Source organism: Candidatus Nanohalococcus occultus, assembly GCF_029207735.1.
GTDB lineage: Archaea > Nanohalarchaeota > Nanosalinia > Nanosalinales > Nanosalinaceae > Nanohalococcus > Nanohalococcus occultus.
This window is the reverse complement of the sequence record NZ_CP104395.1, coordinates 36,492-50,525: the sequence shown is the minus strand read 5'-3', so window position 1 is coordinate 50,525 and position 14,034 is coordinate 36,492. Positions and strand designations below refer to the sequence as shown.

Annotated in this window: 17 protein-coding genes; 9 read left to right on the top strand and 8 right to left on the bottom strand. The window is 48.2% G+C overall.

Annotated features, from left to right (window positions below):
- Positions 1–30: 30 nt before the first annotated feature.
- Positions 31–303 carry an ATP cone domain-containing protein gene (locus SVXnc_RS00300; protein WP_347721964.1) on the top strand — a complete coding sequence of 91 codons (273 nt, stop codon included), beginning with the start codon at positions 31–33 and terminating at the stop codon, positions 301–303.
- On the opposite strand, the gene SVXnc_RS00295 is transcribed toward SVXnc_RS00300, so the two are convergent.
- Positions 285–524: a hypothetical protein gene (locus tag SVXnc_RS00295; RefSeq protein WP_347721963.1), complete on the bottom strand. Its 240-nt coding sequence runs from the start codon at positions 522–524 to the stop codon at positions 285–287. The genes SVXnc_RS00300 and SVXnc_RS00295 overlap by 19 nt on opposite strands.
- Positions 525–559: 35 nt before the next feature.
- The gene (locus SVXnc_RS00290; protein ID WP_347721962.1) at positions 560–1,165 is read right to left on the bottom strand and encodes a disulfide bond formation protein B; all 606 of its coding nucleotides are present in this window, start codon (positions 1,163–1,165) and stop codon (positions 560–562) included.
- Between the two features lie 51 nt (positions 1,166–1,216).
- On the opposite strand from SVXnc_RS00290, the gene SVXnc_RS00285 reads away from it, so the two are divergent.
- Both SVXnc_RS00285 and SVXnc_RS00280 read left to right on the top strand, forming a co-directional pair.
- The gene (locus SVXnc_RS00285) at positions 1,217–2,047 is read left to right on the top strand and encodes a thioredoxin domain-containing protein (RefSeq protein ID WP_347721961.1); all 831 of its coding nucleotides are present in this window, start codon (positions 1,217–1,219) and stop codon (positions 2,045–2,047) included.
- The gene (locus tag SVXnc_RS00280; RefSeq protein ID WP_347721960.1) at positions 2,044–2,703 is read left to right on the top strand and encodes an 8-oxoguanine DNA glycosylase; all 660 of its coding nucleotides are present in this window, start codon (positions 2,044–2,046) and stop codon (positions 2,701–2,703) included. Before SVXnc_RS00285 ends, SVXnc_RS00280 begins: the two co-directional genes overlap by 4 nt.
- Positions 2,704–2,706: 3 nt before the next feature.
- Here the strand turns inward: SVXnc_RS00280 and SVXnc_RS00275 are convergent, their stop codons facing one another.
- The 4 genes from SVXnc_RS00275 to SVXnc_RS00260 are packed head-to-tail and all read right to left on the bottom strand — an operon-like array spanning position 2,707 to position 6,784.
- Positions 2,707–2,862, bottom strand: a complete 156-nt coding sequence (locus SVXnc_RS00275; RefSeq protein ID WP_347721959.1) for a hypothetical protein — start codon at positions 2,860–2,862, stop codon at positions 2,707–2,709.
- A gap of 36 nt (positions 2,863–2,898) precedes the next feature.
- On the bottom strand, positions 2,899–3,090 hold the full coding sequence (locus SVXnc_RS00270) for a hypothetical protein (RefSeq protein ID WP_347721958.1): 192 nt from the start codon (positions 3,088–3,090) through the stop codon (positions 2,899–2,901).
- Positions 3,091–3,096: 6 nt separating this feature from the next.
- Positions 3,097–4,371, bottom strand: coding sequence for a sodium:calcium antiporter (locus tag SVXnc_RS00265; protein WP_347721957.1), 1,275 nt, complete (start codon positions 4,369–4,371; stop codon positions 3,097–3,099).
- A gap of 31 nt (positions 4,372–4,402) precedes the next feature.
- Positions 4,403–6,784, bottom strand: a complete 2,382-nt coding sequence (locus SVXnc_RS00260; RefSeq protein WP_347721956.1) for a DNA-directed DNA polymerase — start codon at positions 6,782–6,784, stop codon at positions 4,403–4,405.
- Between the two features lie 321 nt (positions 6,785–7,105).
- Between SVXnc_RS00260 and SVXnc_RS00255 the strand changes: the two genes are divergently transcribed.
- Together SVXnc_RS00255 and SVXnc_RS00250 are read left to right on the top strand one after the other, a co-directional pair.
- Positions 7,106–7,303 carry a histone family protein gene (locus tag SVXnc_RS00255; protein ID WP_347721955.1) on the top strand — a complete coding sequence of 66 codons (198 nt, stop codon included), beginning with the start codon at positions 7,106–7,108 and terminating at the stop codon, positions 7,301–7,303.
- A gap of 43 nt (positions 7,304–7,346) precedes the next feature.
- Positions 7,347–8,099 carry a ribonuclease H-like domain-containing protein gene (locus SVXnc_RS00250; protein WP_347721954.1) on the top strand — a complete coding sequence of 251 codons (753 nt, stop codon included), beginning with the start codon at positions 7,347–7,349 and terminating at the stop codon, positions 8,097–8,099.
- Positions 8,100–8,650: 551 nt separating this feature from the next.
- Here SVXnc_RS00250 and SVXnc_RS00245 read toward each other — a convergent pair.
- Complete coding sequence (locus tag SVXnc_RS00245) at positions 8,651–9,112, bottom strand: hypothetical protein (protein WP_347721953.1); 462 nt, start codon at positions 9,110–9,112, stop codon at positions 8,651–8,653.
- Between the two features lie 98 nt (positions 9,113–9,210).
- Between SVXnc_RS00245 and SVXnc_RS00240 the strand changes: the two genes are divergently transcribed.
- From SVXnc_RS00240 to SVXnc_RS00225, 4 genes are all read left to right on the top strand, one after another.
- On the top strand, positions 9,211–9,711 hold the full coding sequence (locus SVXnc_RS00240) for a nucleotide exchange factor GrpE (protein WP_347721952.1): 501 nt from the start codon (positions 9,211–9,213) through the stop codon (positions 9,709–9,711).
- Between the two features lie 78 nt (positions 9,712–9,789).
- Positions 9,790–11,703 (top strand): molecular chaperone DnaK, encoded by a 1,914-nt coding sequence (gene dnaK, locus SVXnc_RS00235; protein WP_347721951.1) that lies wholly within the window; start codon positions 9,790–9,792, stop codon positions 11,701–11,703.
- Positions 11,704–11,796: 93 nt separating this feature from the next.
- Positions 11,797–12,864 (top strand): molecular chaperone DnaJ, encoded by a 1,068-nt coding sequence (gene dnaJ / locus SVXnc_RS00230; RefSeq protein ID WP_347721950.1) that lies wholly within the window; start codon positions 11,797–11,799, stop codon positions 12,862–12,864.
- 12 nt (positions 12,865–12,876) lie between these two features.
- A complete protein-coding gene (locus SVXnc_RS00225) occupies positions 12,877–13,251 on the top strand; it encodes a VOC family protein (protein WP_347721949.1) in 375 nt (124 codons plus the stop codon).
- Here the strand turns inward: SVXnc_RS00225 and SVXnc_RS00220 are convergent, their stop codons facing one another.
- Positions 13,252–13,956: a hypothetical protein gene (locus SVXnc_RS00220; RefSeq protein WP_347721948.1), complete on the bottom strand. Its 705-nt coding sequence runs from the start codon at positions 13,954–13,956 to the stop codon at positions 13,252–13,254.
- Between the last annotated feature and the right edge of the window lie 78 nt (positions 13,957–14,034).

The window sequence follows — 14,034 nt, the reverse complement described above, 5'->3', positions numbered from 1 at the left end:
AGCGCCCGGAAGACCGGAGAACTCCCAACTATGAAAGTAATCAACCGCGATCACGAAAAAGAGGAGTTCGAGGACGAGAAACTCTACTGTTCGGTTTACTATCCTGCCCGCGAAGTAGAGATCCCTGAGGAGCGAGCGGACGCACTGGCGGAGAAAGTGATCTACGAGGTAAAGGCATGGATACACGATCATGAAGACGATGTAGTTACGACCTCGGAGATAGAATCAAAGATCGAAAGTATTCTAGGACGGCTGAACGACGATGTCTGTATAATGTATAGGACTCATTTAGATCTTAACTGATATCTGTGGCGGACAGCTGCTATAGTTATCGCAGATACAACAACTATTTCTATTAAAACAATTGAGAGCGTCTGGGAAGGATACGCATCCATCAGACTGTTCCATGCTCCGTCATCGGCAGGTTGCTGAGTCTGGTTTTCATGTGCCGAGTGATTGTCTGTATGTGCTGAGATCACTCCAATAAGTAAAAGGGCAGTCAGAAAGATGAAACTCTTTCTCATAAAGGATAAGTTATAGAGGCTCAGTTATGAACCCTTTAGTTCTCACTGAACCTCCACATAAGCACGAGTACCGTGGCAAGTGCGGTAGCGGCCATGACCGGGATCGTGATGTATCCGAACCAGAACGTATACGAGGTTGAACAGGAAACTTCAACGATCGAACATCCTGCCGAGTGGAACTGGCTGTATCTCTGAACCAGCGAGTGATAAACCGAGATAGGCAGACCTATCATCGCCAGCGGCATTACGTATTCACGGACATCGTCTTTCTCAAATAAGACCGCTACAGCAGTTAAGACGACTATTGGATAAACCAGTATTCTCTGGTACCAGCACAGTAGACATGGCTCCCATCCAAGAACGTTCGACATGTAAAGCGAGCCAGAGGTCGCTCCCGCTGCCACAATCAAAGACAGCGTTTTGTAGTTAGAACTCAGGAAGTCTTTAGTGTCTTTTATCGGTGTACTGGCTTCGCCCATGAACCCGTGCCATTTGTCGGCAAGACTGTCGGATAAACCTGTTTTCTGTAGTATGTAGTATACAAGAGTTGAGATTAGTGCGGCGTTCAAAACCAAGGTTAGGACCGCAAGTCCGGCTACAACCGGGTTCTCTGCGCCTATAGGATTGTAGGTTACTGCCATGTAAGCAGTTGTCAGGTTTCAAATTTAAATCTGGAGACGCCGTTCATAGGTATGAAAGAATGTGATTTTTGTGGAGATGAGTTCGATTCAGAGGAAGAGCTTCATAGACACTGGAGAGAACATGAAGACGAGCTTAACTCCCATCAGAAAGAGAAGGTCAAAAAAGCAGAAAGAAAGTACGAGGAAAGCAAAGAGAACAAGATGCGTAAACGGAAGCGTTATGCGGGTTACGGGTTCGCAGCTGTTCTCGGACTGGCGTTTATCGGTGTGGTCGGCGCCCAGTTAATGCCGTTGTTGAACTCGAGCGGTAGCGGAGATCAGGTATACGAGTTCGATCTTGAAGGAGAGCCTTACCAGGGAAGTGAGGACGCGAACGTCACCGTTGTCGAGTTCGGAGACTACCGCTGCCCTGTATGTGAGCAGTTCCATAGCCGGGTCTATCCAAGACTTGAGGAAGAATACATCAACACCGGCGATGTGAAGTTCTACTTCATCAACTTCGCGTTCCTGGATCAGAACTTCCCGGGCGATACCAGCGAGACCGCGGCAGTGGCATCAGAGTGTGTATACAACCAGGATGAAGAACAGTTCTGGGACTTCTACGATGCACTTTACAACAACCAGGGATCGGAAAACGAAGACTGGGCGACCGAAGATTTCATGTCAGAACTATTCAACCAGTCAACCAGCGGACTCGATCACAACCAGTTCCAAACATGTGTGGCGAACAAGCAAACCCTCCAGGAGGTCAGACAGGACACTCGGATGGGCCGTAGCTCAGGCGTTACCGGAACACCATCGATCTATGTCAACGGAGACAAGCTCTCAAGCTGGGGATACAACACAGTAGCCCGAGCGATCGAAGAAGAACTCAGACAATGATCGATCTGAGTGACGTAGAAAGCCAGTACGAGGAAGTTAAAGACACAGTAGCACAGCGGATGGATCAGTTCCATTCGCTGCGCGATTCCTCGAACGAACGTCTTTTCCAGGAACTAGTATTCGTAATCCTTAGCTCCCAGACCGATGCCGAACAGGCATGGAACGCAGCAGCCAAACTCGAGGAGCTAAACCTGTTGCGCGGAACAGAAGCCGAGATAGTCGAGATACTCGAACAGTACGACATCCAGTACGAGCGAAAGAAAGCCGGACAGATACTGAAGGCTCGAAACGAGCTGTCCCAGCCAACCCTGACCAACCCTACAAACGAACTGACGATCAAAGGACGTTTACCGCTGGAAAACCCGGAGAAAGCACGCAAATGGCTCGTGGAAAACATCCCAGGGATAGGCTTGAAAGGCGCATCACACTTCCTGAGAAACATCGGCTACGGAGAAGACCTCGGCATAGCATCCAGACACACACTGGCTGTTTTAGACGAACTTGGTTTCTTAGAAGATGCTTCTCCGCCTTCGAACATCGAAGAGTACGGGAAGATGGAAGAGGCCATGAGAGAACTGGGAGAAGAACTTGGTATACCGGTCGGAGCCATCGACCTGGTTCTATGGTCGATGAAAACCGGAAAAGTATTCCGGTAAAAACTATCTTTCGTTATTATTCTTATTTCCTAGGACAAGACCCATAATTCCAGAGGACTCTTCAACAAACTCATTTAGTGCTGTTTCAGCCGTCCGCTGTCTTTCCTGTTCTCGGTCGTAAGCAGTTTCCAGATAATCTGTGTTTCCTTCGTAACTCATCAGATACAGGAGTGTTGATGAGTTTTATAACACATACTATGTAATATCGTTCATCTTGTATATACCATAAGAAGTTATGAGCGTTGCCATTGCTGCGCCGAGGAATTCAAACACATACAGCGCTGAAGCCGTCTCCGAACTCAAATAAGCCGCGGTTCCAAGCAAACCCGCTAAAAACCCTATTTCGATGGCTATAATGTTCTGGAAGAGTGTTTTGTCTAGTTTCATTTTTTATCAGTGTGCGAAGTCGTACTGGAAGTACGTAAACCGGACGTAGATGTAGACAAAGTAGAGCAAGACCAGTAAGAACGCTCCTGCGATCGAGAGCTTTCTGTTTTCCGTATTCTCAAGTCTACGTGCTACTGAATCTAGCCCTATTATTTTGAAAGGTTTTGCGAGCTTCGTACCTGCTTTCTCCTTCGAGAACATGTATGCGAGCAACAATCCTGCTGTAACAGTCTCCATAGGCAAATCCCAGAGAACAAGCGGCCGTGGGACCGCATAGGTCGATATTATGGCGCCTGAGCCGATAGCGAGCAAAGGATTGGTTATATTGCTGCCTATTAAAGTTCCGAGAGATACTCCTTCACTGCCATGTCTAAGCCCGGAAATAGCTGTTATCATCTCCGGGAACGCAGAAACAATCCCTACAGTTGCCACACCGATCATCGATTCAGATAGACCGGTCTGAGCTACCGCAACCTCTACAACACGTAAAAATACTTCAGCAGATCCAATTACAAGACCCATCGCCGCTATGCCAATTAAAAAGTCAGCTAGCGGTCGCTGAGATGCTTCTACATCTCCCTGGCTCGCTAACTCTTCTGTTCTAGTAGTATAAAGATACAGCATGTATGCGATAAAGCTGCCGACAAGAACCAATCCATCTAAACGCGTCAAGGTCCCTGAAACTGTTAGCGGGCCGCCCGTCAGAAAGCTGATCACGCCTCTCCAGTTAAGAGCAAGTATTAAGGTCATCAATGTAGTTCCCATCATCGGAGCGTAGTCTCTGATCAGGAATTTTTCCGAAAATTTGAAGCTATGTTTGTCAGCTAAAAGCGCTGAAGACATTATTACAAGGCCTAAAACCAGTGTTTGCTGGACAACATCGCTACCGATGTTTGCTCCCAGAACTGCTCCTGATGTCCCCATGAAAACCTCTGAGCTATTTGCGGCAGCCGCTCCAGTGATTTTTCCTTGCTGAACAAGTAGGTTCGCCGCCTCAGTATGATTCCCAAACATCAACACTCCGGGATCAACTAAAAAGAGCTGTAAAGGACTCTGAGAGCTTAAAAGTATGTTCGCCGATCCTATAAGATGTAAGGCAAGTTCTGGAAGCGATGTTCCGATAGCGACAATCGTCATGGCGATCACTACCTCGGAGACTCCGTAGTATTTTGCGACACCTTCCATCTTGGAGACAACTATCTCCGCACCGTATACCAGCAGTATTATTGATAGCAGACCTATCAGTGCGACCGGTAGTGTGCCTGTGAACCCGAGAACCATAACACGTATTTTCAGACTGTCGATTAAAAGTTCATCCGCCGAACCGGCCTAGACCGCTTTGCTTGCCCTTTCCCTTGAGCTGGTCTTCCGTGTATCCAAAGACCTTCAAAGCCCTGAGAGATACCGGTATTATCTGGTTGTCAATATAGTATTCGGCATCGTAGCTATCGGCGTATTTTACAAGCTCAGCTCTCGAGGATATTGTTCCGCCGCCCCGCGTTATTACGTAGGCAACTGTTGTCTCCGGTTTTATCTCCTCTCCTCTCTTCCGTGCTTTTTTAACGGCTTCAACGTGCGGCGCTGTAGAGCCGTACTCTTCCGGCTCCTTGGTCAAGGTAGTATATATCTTCAGTTTCTCCACATCGACCTTGCCGTCATTTAACTCCTCTATCGTCTCTTTGACGATCTCAGCTGCGGCCTCTGGCTCGTTTTCCAGAACCTTTCTCAAAACCTTCTCTTGGGTCTCTTTGGCTATAGGACTCCAGTCACGTCTTACCTGCTCGAAGCCTGTTATCTTCATCGAGCCATCCTCTCCGAGCAATGCGTACTTCTTTTTCGCTCCTTCTCCGGAGTCAGTTGAGGTGAAAAACCCTCTCTTGAAGTATCCTTCAAGCTCTAATTCCATGAACGATGGTAACTCGGCGTTTACATTCTCCAGGAATCCTTCGATCTCGTTTTTCAGATCCTGCTTGCGCAAAAACACCGAGTCAGTGTCTCCATAAACAACCTCGAATCCTTCCTCCTCAGAGTGTTTTACCGCATCCTGTATGTACTCACGGCCAAGATAAGTTGTTGCTTCAGCGGCCTCTCTGGAGTACCAGCGTGCGCCTTCATAGCCGAGATAACCGTAAAACGAGTTTGCCAAAATTTTCAGTGCGCGCTGACGGCTATCAAGCGATTTATGTTTTTTACCGCCGTTTTCAATATTCTCAAGCTTGTTCTTGATTTCGGTCCTTTCCTCTATCAAGCTCTCTATCAGCTCCGGGAAAAAGCCCTGTTCATCCTGACAGAACTCGTAATCGAACTCCTCAAGCTCGAAGCTTTCCTCACAGCCTTCAACATCCAAAGTATCCGGGGAAATGTTGTGCGAGACCATAACCGTAGGATACAGGGATTTGAAGTCCAAAAGAGCTATCTCATCGTAAAGCCCAGGTTCCGGCGAGTAAACAAATCCTCCGGAGTACGCACCCTGTCGCCGCCGTTTCTGACGCTCATCTCGGAAAGGACGGTTAGGCGAGATCATGTCCCGGTTGAAGGCCTCACGCAGAAGATAGTTCTCAGTCAGCTGACCATATGTTAGCCGAGAGGCATCGAACGGTATCAAACCCGTTATACGCGAAAGCTCCATTATCTGCGGCACTATTTCCTCAGCAAGCTCGTAGGCCAGATCCGCATCCTTCAAAGCGTATTTAGCAAACTCCTCAAGATTTTGCTGGTTGCGCCACCAGTCTTTCATCTGCTCGAAGGACACATCATCTTTTTTCCGTCCAAGAAGCTCTTCAGCGACCGAATCAAGGTCTAATGTCTCGGATTCAAGTCCGGGCGCCATCACATGAGATATAAACGGGTAAAGATCTAGATGCATTCTGCCTTTGACCCTAGCGCTGGAAAAACGACCTCTGCGATCGAACTTCATTCTCTCGTCCAGTCGGCCGATATCAAGAGTCAAATTATATTTTTCAAACCGTTCTCTAAGCCTCTTGAAGTCGTACTCGTCGGTGTTATAACCAGTTATTATCTCGAAGTCTTCGTCTTTGATGTATTCCTTGAATCGCTTTAGTAGCTGCTCTTCGGATTCCAAGGTTTCAACAAACCCCAGTTCGATATCTGCGGTAGTAAACAGTTTTTCCTCTGTGTCCGTCCGGAAAGCCGCCATTATTATCTCATCATCAATTACTTCAAGATCGAAAGCCGCTGTCGAATGTTCTAGCTCCTCTTCAACCAGTCCACGTACTTTTTCCAGCGCGTAATCGTACTCTTCATCGTCTGAAAGCTCTAGTTCCAAAGTTCTCGCGGGCGTGATCTCGTTGTCTATCAGGTATCTCTTGTAGAACGGTATATCGAACTCTCGGGTATCCGAGACCTCTTTGAGCTGTGCGACCTGTCTGCGCAGCTTCGGTATTTTCGGCGGAACCGTTGTGTATACTTTCAGCGCCTCAATCTCCTGGTTGAGATCCGTTCGCTCTACTATCTCTGTATCAATTACCGGAAGCTCTTCGTCTTCCTCTTCGAATCCACCTGAGATTTCTTTCTTTATCTCTTCTAAGTCATCTCCTAGCGCGTAAAAGTAGGGCCTGATATCTCTATCAACCGCTACGAAACTGCCTTCCGAGGACTCACAGAAAAGCCTTACAACCGGTTTATCGCCATCTATCCTGTAATCGGCATCGACTACACGCGCAGTTTTCCGCATACCCAAACTTTGCCTGCTGACTGTTAAGTAGATGACATGAAGATCCAGTGAAGTTCGAAGCGCTGTTTGAATCCTTGAAACCTTCCGGTCCGGGAACTCAACCAGTTTCTAACTCAACCAGCAAATATACGTTCGACTGAAATGATCCTGTGTGTCTTCATCAGACTTCTGAGTGTTCAGGGCTTTCGAAAGACTTTGATCGAAAATCCACGGGCTGAGAAACCTTCATAAGCTGAAAAAGACCCGAAAACAGCAAAGATTTTTATAGGGAGTAAGACTAATGTTAGATAGTTGGATACAACACTACGAGGTGAGATTACAATGGCAGAACTACCACTCGCACCAGTAAAGCGAATTATCAAGCAGGCAGGCGCACACAGAGTTTCAGAAGACGCAGTTAGAGAGCTTAGAGATGAGCTAGAAAGTCACGCTGAAGACAGAGCGCGAGAAGCTAAGGAATTCGCTGGACACGCTGGTCGAAAGACAGTCCAGGCAGAAGACGTAAGAGCTTCCCAGTAAGGGAGGCCATAGTCTTAACTTTTCCTCTTTCTATTTTTCTTTAGTGAAGTTAGAAAACAGCTTTATCGTGATACCTGGTTTCGGAGAGAAAACCGAAAGAAAACTCTGGAAAAACGGAGTAAACCACTGGGATCAGATAGAGGAGACCGACCATGTTACAGCAGGTCAGCGCACGAAAGCCACCGAGTTCATACAAAAGGCCAAAAAGAATCTCGAAGTAAACAACACTCCATTTTTCAACAACCAGATCGACTCGAAGTACTTCTGGCGCCTATACAATAATTTCAGTGAAAACGCCTGTTTCTACGACATTGAGACCACAGGACTGGATAAAAACAGGAACAAGGTCACCACAGTAAGTTTCTACCGGAACGGCGAGTCAAAGACCCTAGTGCGCGGAGACGATCTGACCGCAGAAAACCTGCGTCAGGAAATATTCGAATCCGACATATTCGTATCGTTCAACGGCAAACGTTTCGACCAGCCATTCCTAGAGCATAACTTCGATGTCTCATTTGACAAACCGCATATCGATTTGATGTATGCCTGTAAAAGGATCGGGCTTTCCGGAGGACTGAAGCCGATTGAAAAACAGGTCGGTATAGCAAGAGAAGACGTCGAAGACGTTAACGGCCGGGAAGCCGTCCGGCTGTGGAAAAAATACGAGAAAAACGGGAACGAAGCTGCTCTTGAGAAACTTGTAAAGTACAACCAGTACGATGCGGAGAACCTCAAACGGCTTTTAGAGCATGTTCACACAGCTTTACGTAAGGAGATCTACGAGCCACATCTTTAATCAACACGAACATTTTTAAACCGGCCGCGTTAATATTGACCTGAAAACATGGCCTTGGTTACTCAAACCGCATTCCCTAGAAACGTTTGGATGTCCGTGGATCTGGGGAGATTTACCTATAACCACAAGGCCAAGGCTTTCTACAATATTATCCTAGAGTAGAGTGGGATGAAGCCTTGGTCCTGACTTGGACCAACGCGCCGACCGCGAAACTCAACAAAACTGGACTCGGAGCTTAACCTGTCGTCCTTGCATCGATACAGGCTCCGAATTAACGCCGGTTCATGCTTGCAAGGTATGGGCCGGCGCTGGAAAATTTCAAGACGCTCAACACCACGTACAAACACAAAAAGAGGATGATCAAACAATGGATGCGAACACACGACAGTTCGAAGCAGAACTTGCCGCCCAAGATCAGGAACGGTCAGAACAGGTAACGCTTCACTCAGAAGCAATAGTCACAGCAGCAACGACACTTTAAACTAGAAGAAGAGACGAAAATAATAGTTTTATCCGCGGAGGCAGGGCCTCCGCTCCCGTTTACTTTACCTTCAGTTGTTCCTTGAAGCTGATTCGTAGGCCGCCCAGCCATTGGCCATCGAGTCCAGAACCGAGGTGAAAGACGAACAGGGTTTTATGATCTTCTCTCTTCCCTGTTTTCCCTCCCTCTGGCTTCTGTACTCGACGTAATCGTACTTTATGATCCCGACTCTGCGGAGCTTTGGAAGAATGTTGTTTTTCAGGTTACTCTTTCCTTTCTCATGACCCCACTGATCGAAGGCATTTAGCTTCTCCGAGTCTATCTCGCCTTCTTCTTTGAGTTCACGGAGAAATATTTTCGCATACTTGTTCCTTTTCGGTGACTGTTCCTGAGGGAAGAAAAGATCGACTATCTTCTCCCAGTTCCAGGCTCGATCGCTTTTACGGTACTTTGATTCATCGAGCGGGATTGCTATAGAATGTTTTGTGACCACTGTTGAAGACTTCCGGACCTCATCGTCTACTTCGACCATATAACCATCTGAGCGCCGCCGGAATAAAACTCCTTTGTTACAGAATTTTTGAGCTTACACAGGCACGGTAAAAAACTTCGAGGCCTCTTGGTTGGATTATGAGCTACGAAGAACTAAGCCGAGAACAACTAGAAGAAGCCCTCGAACAGCTGGAAAAACAGGCCAAAGAGCTGGAGGAAAGCCGCGATGAGTGGGAAACCAAAGCCAAGAAGTTCAAGGCCGATTTCGAAAACTACAAGTCCAAACAGGACGAACGGAAAGACCGCTGGCAGGAAAAAGCCGAAGAAGATCTGGCTGAAGACCTCTTGGAAGTTATCGACAACCTGGAGATGGCGATACAGTCAGCTGATGAAGACTCAGCGGTCGTTAAAGGCGTAGAAATGGTAGCGGACCAGATACACGATAAACTGAACAAGAGAGGCTTGGAGAAGATAGAAGCCAAAGGTGAAGAGTTCGATCCAAACCACCACAAGGCCGTTGAGACCAGGGAACACGAGGAACACAACCTGGTTCTTGAGGAAAAGCGGAACGGATACTACTTCGGCGAGAAGGTTCTGAGACCGTCAGAAGTGGTTGTAGGAAAGAAAGAAGAGGAATGACCAGTTACGTATTCAAGGGCTTCCGGTCGGCTTAAAAAGTTTTGATTACTTCCACAAAAACAGTAGGTGTCAAACTAAATGGGAAGAATTATCGGAATCGATCTAGGTACAACCAGAAGCGCTGTAGCAGCTGTAAAAGACGGAGAACCGCAGATACTTGAGAACGCAGAGGGTGAACGAGTCACGCCTTCGATTGTTGCGTTCGACGACGGAGAACGTCTTGTAGGGAAGCCAGCGAAAAACCAGATGTTAACAAACGAGAAAAACACAGTTAAATCCATCAAGCGCCACATGGGCGAAGACTACAACGTGGAGCTTGAAGGAGAAGATTACACGCCGCAGGAGATTTCCTCGATGATTCTTCAGAAGCTAAAGACCGATGCGGAAGACAAGCTCGGCGAGGAAGTGGAAAAGGCAGTTATCACAGTGCCTGCTCACTTCGATGACACCCAGAGACAGGCGACAAAGGACGCAGGAGAGATCGCAGGTCTTGAAGTAGAAAGAATACTTAACGAACCGACCGCAGCATCCCTAGCCTACGGACTGGACGAACAGAAGGATCAGACAGTTCTCGTATACGACTTCGGAGGAGGAACCTTCGATGTAACCGTTCTCGAGATCGGAGACGACATCTACGAGGTCCAATCAACCGAGGGAGACAACGAGCTTGGAGGAGACGACTTCGATCAAAAGATTATCGAATACGTACTCGAGAAATTCGAAGAGGAGAACGGGATCGATCTATCCAAGAGCGATGAAGCAATGCAGCGCATCCGGGAAAGCGCCGAGGAAGCCAAAAAAGAGCTTTCAAGCCGGAAATCAACCAAGATCCAGATACCTTTCATCCACCAGGAAGATGGAGAAACCTACAACCTAGAACAGGAGCTGACCAGAAGCAAGTTCGAGGAACTCGTAGAAGAGCTGATTCAGCGAACCACAAAGCCGACGAAAAAAGCCATGGACGATGCCGGAGTATCGACGAACGATATCGACGAAGTAATTCTCGTAGGAGGTACAACCCGGATTCCGGCCGTCAAGGAACACGTACAGGCGATCACCGGTCAGAAGCCGGATCAAAGCGTTTCTCCGGACGAAGCGGTCGCACAGGGAGCAGCTGTCCAGGCAGGTTCTCTGAGCGGAGAGATGGACGACATTCTTCTCTTAGACGTAGCACCGCTAAGCCTCGGAGTGGAGGTTCAGGGCGGTCTAACCGAGACACTGATCGAGGAAAACACCACGGTTCCAGCAGAAGAATCGAAGACGTTTACAACCGCACAGGACAACCAGAGCGTTGTAACCGTCCACGTTGTTCAGGGAGAGCGCGAGATGGCTTCGGACAACAAGTCTCTCGGACAGTTCAACCTTGAAGGAATCCCTTCCGCACCGGCAGGTCAGCCAAGGATCGAGGTAACCTTCGAGATCAACGCCGATGGAATTCTACAGGTAAGCGCTGAAGAACAGCAAAGCGGCGAGGAAGCTTCAATTACGATTGAAGATCAGGCACGGCTTGATGACGATGAGATCGAGGAGATGAAAGAAGAAGCCGAAAAACACGCCGAAGAAGACAAGAAGAGACGTGAGTTTATCGAAGCCAAGAACAAGGCCGATCAGATGATCAGCCAGGCCGAAGAACAGATCGAGGAACACGGTGAGAAGATAGATGATTCCGTAGTTTCAGAGATCGAGGAGGCAATCGAAGACCTAGAAGAAACCAAGGAAGACGTCGAGGAAATCGAAGACCTCGAACAAGCAACGGAAACCCTTGAGGAAGCGATCGAGGACGTGGAATCCCAGCTTCAGGAGATCGGCAAAGAAATCTACGGCGATCAAGCCGGAGGACCTGGAGGAATCGATCCTAGCAACATGAGCCAAGAGGAGATCCAGCAGGCAGCCCAGAACATGAACATGGGCGGTGGCGCACCCGGAAATCAGGGCGGCGATGATGTAGTCGATGCCGACTACGAAGAAGTAGACGAGGAAAAAGAGGAGTGAGACCTCTCCTCCCCGTTCTTCAAAATCTCGAGATCACTGAGGTGCGTTCAACTCGCTTGAACGCTCTCTGGTGATGAAACTTCCAGAAGTTTCATGGCGAAAGAATACTACGAACTTCTAGGAGTAAGTGAAGACGCTTCTCAGGAAGAGATTAAGAAAGCTTACCGTAAGAAAGCGAAGAAGTACCATCCTGACTCAAATAAGGATACTGCCGACGAGGAGAAGTTCAAGAAGATTAACAAGGCCTACGATGTTCTAAGCGATGAGGAGAAGAAAAGAAAGTACGATAGGTTCGGAAAACAAGGTGTTGAAGGTAACGCCCGTAGAGGTCAGAGACAGGCTGCTTCAAGCTTCCAGGATCTTTTCGAGCAGATGTTCGGCGGTGGCGGAGGACGTCAGCGCCGTAGTCGCGGACAGGACATGAAGATCAGTGCGACCATCACGCTTAAAGATGCCTACAACGGCGTGGAAAAGACCTACAACGTTACCAGGAAGAGAAAATGCTCGGATTGCGATGGTTCGGGCGCTGAGGACGGAAACACCTCAACCTGTAGAAAGTGCGATGGACAAGGTCAGGTCAGAAAACAGCAGAGAACTCCTTTCGGCATAAGTCAGACGGTTGGCGAATGCCCAAACTGTGATGGCCGGGGAGAAATCCCTGAGACCGACTGTAAAAATTGTAACGGCAAAGGAACTGTAGAGGAAGACGAGAAGATTACTTTCGATATACCTGCCGGCGTCAGCAGCGGCCAGCGTCTAAGACTTCAAGGTAAAGGCCATGAGGATCGGAAAGGCAGAGCTGGCGATCTGTACGTAATGGTTCAACTAGAAGAACACGACTCGATTGAGAGACGGAACTCTGATCTGTTCACCGTGTTGAAGATCGGTGTCGGCGATGCCGCCCTTGGCTCCAAATCAACGGTGCCTCACCCTGACGGGGACCTACAGGTCGAGATCCCGGAAGGCACACAGCCCGGAGACGTATTGAGGCTTCGTGGGAAAGGTATGAAGGCTCGGAGAGGGAGCGGAGACTTCTACATCAAGATCGATGTCGGGATACCTCAAGAACTATCGGACAAGCAGAGAGATGTTCTGGAAGAACTACGGAGAGATGAAAAAACGGAAAAATCGTTCTTCGAAAAGGTCAAAGAGTTTATCTGAGAAAAGCATGTTATGGAACTAGCACACACGATGCTGAGAGTTTCCGATCCTGAAAAAGTAATCGAGTTCTACCGAGAAGCATTCGGCTTCGAGCTACGGAGAGAAAAGGAGATGGAGACGTTCACACTCTACTTTTTGAGAATTCCAGGTCAGGAAGCAGAGATAGAGTTAACTTACAATCACGGAGAAGATGAAAACTACGAGAAAGGCGATGGTTTCGGCCACATAGCGATCAGAATTGATGAAGATCAAGAGCTTCAAGAGGTTTACGAGAAAGCTGTAGAGGCTGGCGGAGAGGATTACCGTCCGCCGGCCGAGTGTCCTGGCGACTACGGTTTTGTCAAGGATCCGGAAGGATACGAAGTCGAGATCCTTGACTCTGCGTGATTAGTAATCGCAGGTTGAGCTGGATGATGGATCCCATATCTCATCCCACTCCAGTTCGTCGGCCATATCGTCGTATGCCTCCGTTGAGAACCCGAAGACTTCCTGTCTAGTGGTTCTTACACCCGTGCCTACATCAGCCGGTAGATTGGTCTGTGGACGCGAGTCCTCCAGTTCATCGTAGAGCGCCGAGAGACCGCTGTTAGCAGGGAAATCTTCCGGTTCAAACACTCTGTACTGTCTGTCCTCTATATCCACTCCTACAACCGTTCCATCCTCCTGTAAGTACATTCTATCACAAGAATCAGGCAGATCGGAGCTGTAGGCCGGTTCCGAAGTTGTCCGCGGCTCGGATGTCGGGGTTGGCTCCGGGGTTGGTTCGGGCGTAGAAGTAGTCTGAGAACTGTCCTCCGGTGTTTCTGTAGGCTCAACAACCCCTCCCGTAGGATCCGAGGCCTCGCCGTCGGACTGGTTGTTACTGTTTGATGCGCTCCCTCCTATGAAGTCATCTCCGCCGCTGCTGGAGTAAGTAGCGCCCTGCCCTCTCACCGGGCTTAAATCTAGCTTACCGTTATCTGTAAAATCAAGCAGACCGTAAACACCTAAGGCTCCTGCTCCCATCTGTAGGAATGCTCTACGTGTTGCCGATCCTTTGTTCGAGCCTCTAGAAGAGTTTGATCTACTATCGTTTTCATATTCAGTTGACATTTTTTTGATTCCTCTAAGAACCAAATACCGTCTCTAATATAAACCCATAGTTACGATAAAAGATATTCGACACAGTAT

What these genes read in the sequence shown, in the direction of transcription:
- SVXnc_RS00300 (WP_347721964.1), top strand. Translation starts at nt 31, where the DNA reads ATGAAAGTAATCAACCGCGATCACGAAAAAGAGGAGTTCGAGGACGAG.
- SVXnc_RS00295 (WP_347721963.1), bottom strand. Translation starts at nt 524, where the DNA reads ATGAGAAAGAGTTTCATCTTTCTGACTGCCCTTTTACTTATTGGAGTG.
- SVXnc_RS00290 (WP_347721962.1), bottom strand. Translation starts at nt 1,165, where the DNA reads ATGGCAGTAACCTACAATCCTATAGGCGCAGAGAACCCGGTTGTAGCC.
- SVXnc_RS00285 (WP_347721961.1), top strand. Translation starts at nt 1,217, where the DNA reads ATGAAAGAATGTGATTTTTGTGGAGATGAGTTCGATTCAGAGGAAGAG.
- SVXnc_RS00280 (WP_347721960.1), top strand. Translation starts at nt 2,044, where the DNA reads ATGATCGATCTGAGTGACGTAGAAAGCCAGTACGAGGAAGTTAAAGAC.
- SVXnc_RS00275 (WP_347721959.1), bottom strand. Translation starts at nt 2,862, where the DNA reads ATGAGTTACGAAGGAAACACAGATTATCTGGAAACTGCTTACGACCGA.
- SVXnc_RS00270 (WP_347721958.1), bottom strand. Translation starts at nt 3,090, where the DNA reads ATGAAACTAGACAAAACACTCTTCCAGAACATTATAGCCATCGAAATA.
- SVXnc_RS00265 (WP_347721957.1), bottom strand. Translation starts at nt 4,371, where the DNA reads ATGGTTCTCGGGTTCACAGGCACACTACCGGTCGCACTGATAGGTCTG.
- SVXnc_RS00260 (WP_347721956.1), bottom strand. Translation starts at nt 6,784, where the DNA reads ATGCGGAAAACTGCGCGTGTAGTCGATGCCGATTACAGGATAGATGGC.
- SVXnc_RS00255 (WP_347721955.1), top strand. Translation starts at nt 7,106, where the DNA reads ATGGCAGAACTACCACTCGCACCAGTAAAGCGAATTATCAAGCAGGCA.
- SVXnc_RS00245 (WP_347721953.1), bottom strand. Translation starts at nt 9,112, where the DNA reads ATGGTCGAAGTAGACGATGAGGTCCGGAAGTCTTCAACAGTGGTCACA.
- SVXnc_RS00240 (WP_347721952.1), top strand. Translation starts at nt 9,211, where the DNA reads ATGAGCTACGAAGAACTAAGCCGAGAACAACTAGAAGAAGCCCTCGAA.
- dnaK (WP_347721951.1), top strand. Translation starts at nt 9,790, where the DNA reads ATGGGAAGAATTATCGGAATCGATCTAGGTACAACCAGAAGCGCTGTA.
- dnaJ (WP_347721950.1), top strand. Translation starts at nt 11,797, where the DNA reads ATGGCGAAAGAATACTACGAACTTCTAGGAGTAAGTGAAGACGCTTCT.
- SVXnc_RS00225 (WP_347721949.1), top strand. Translation starts at nt 12,877, where the DNA reads ATGGAACTAGCACACACGATGCTGAGAGTTTCCGATCCTGAAAAAGTA.
- SVXnc_RS00220 (WP_347721948.1), bottom strand. Translation starts at nt 13,956, where the DNA reads ATGTCAACTGAATATGAAAACGATAGTAGATCAAACTCTTCTAGAGGC.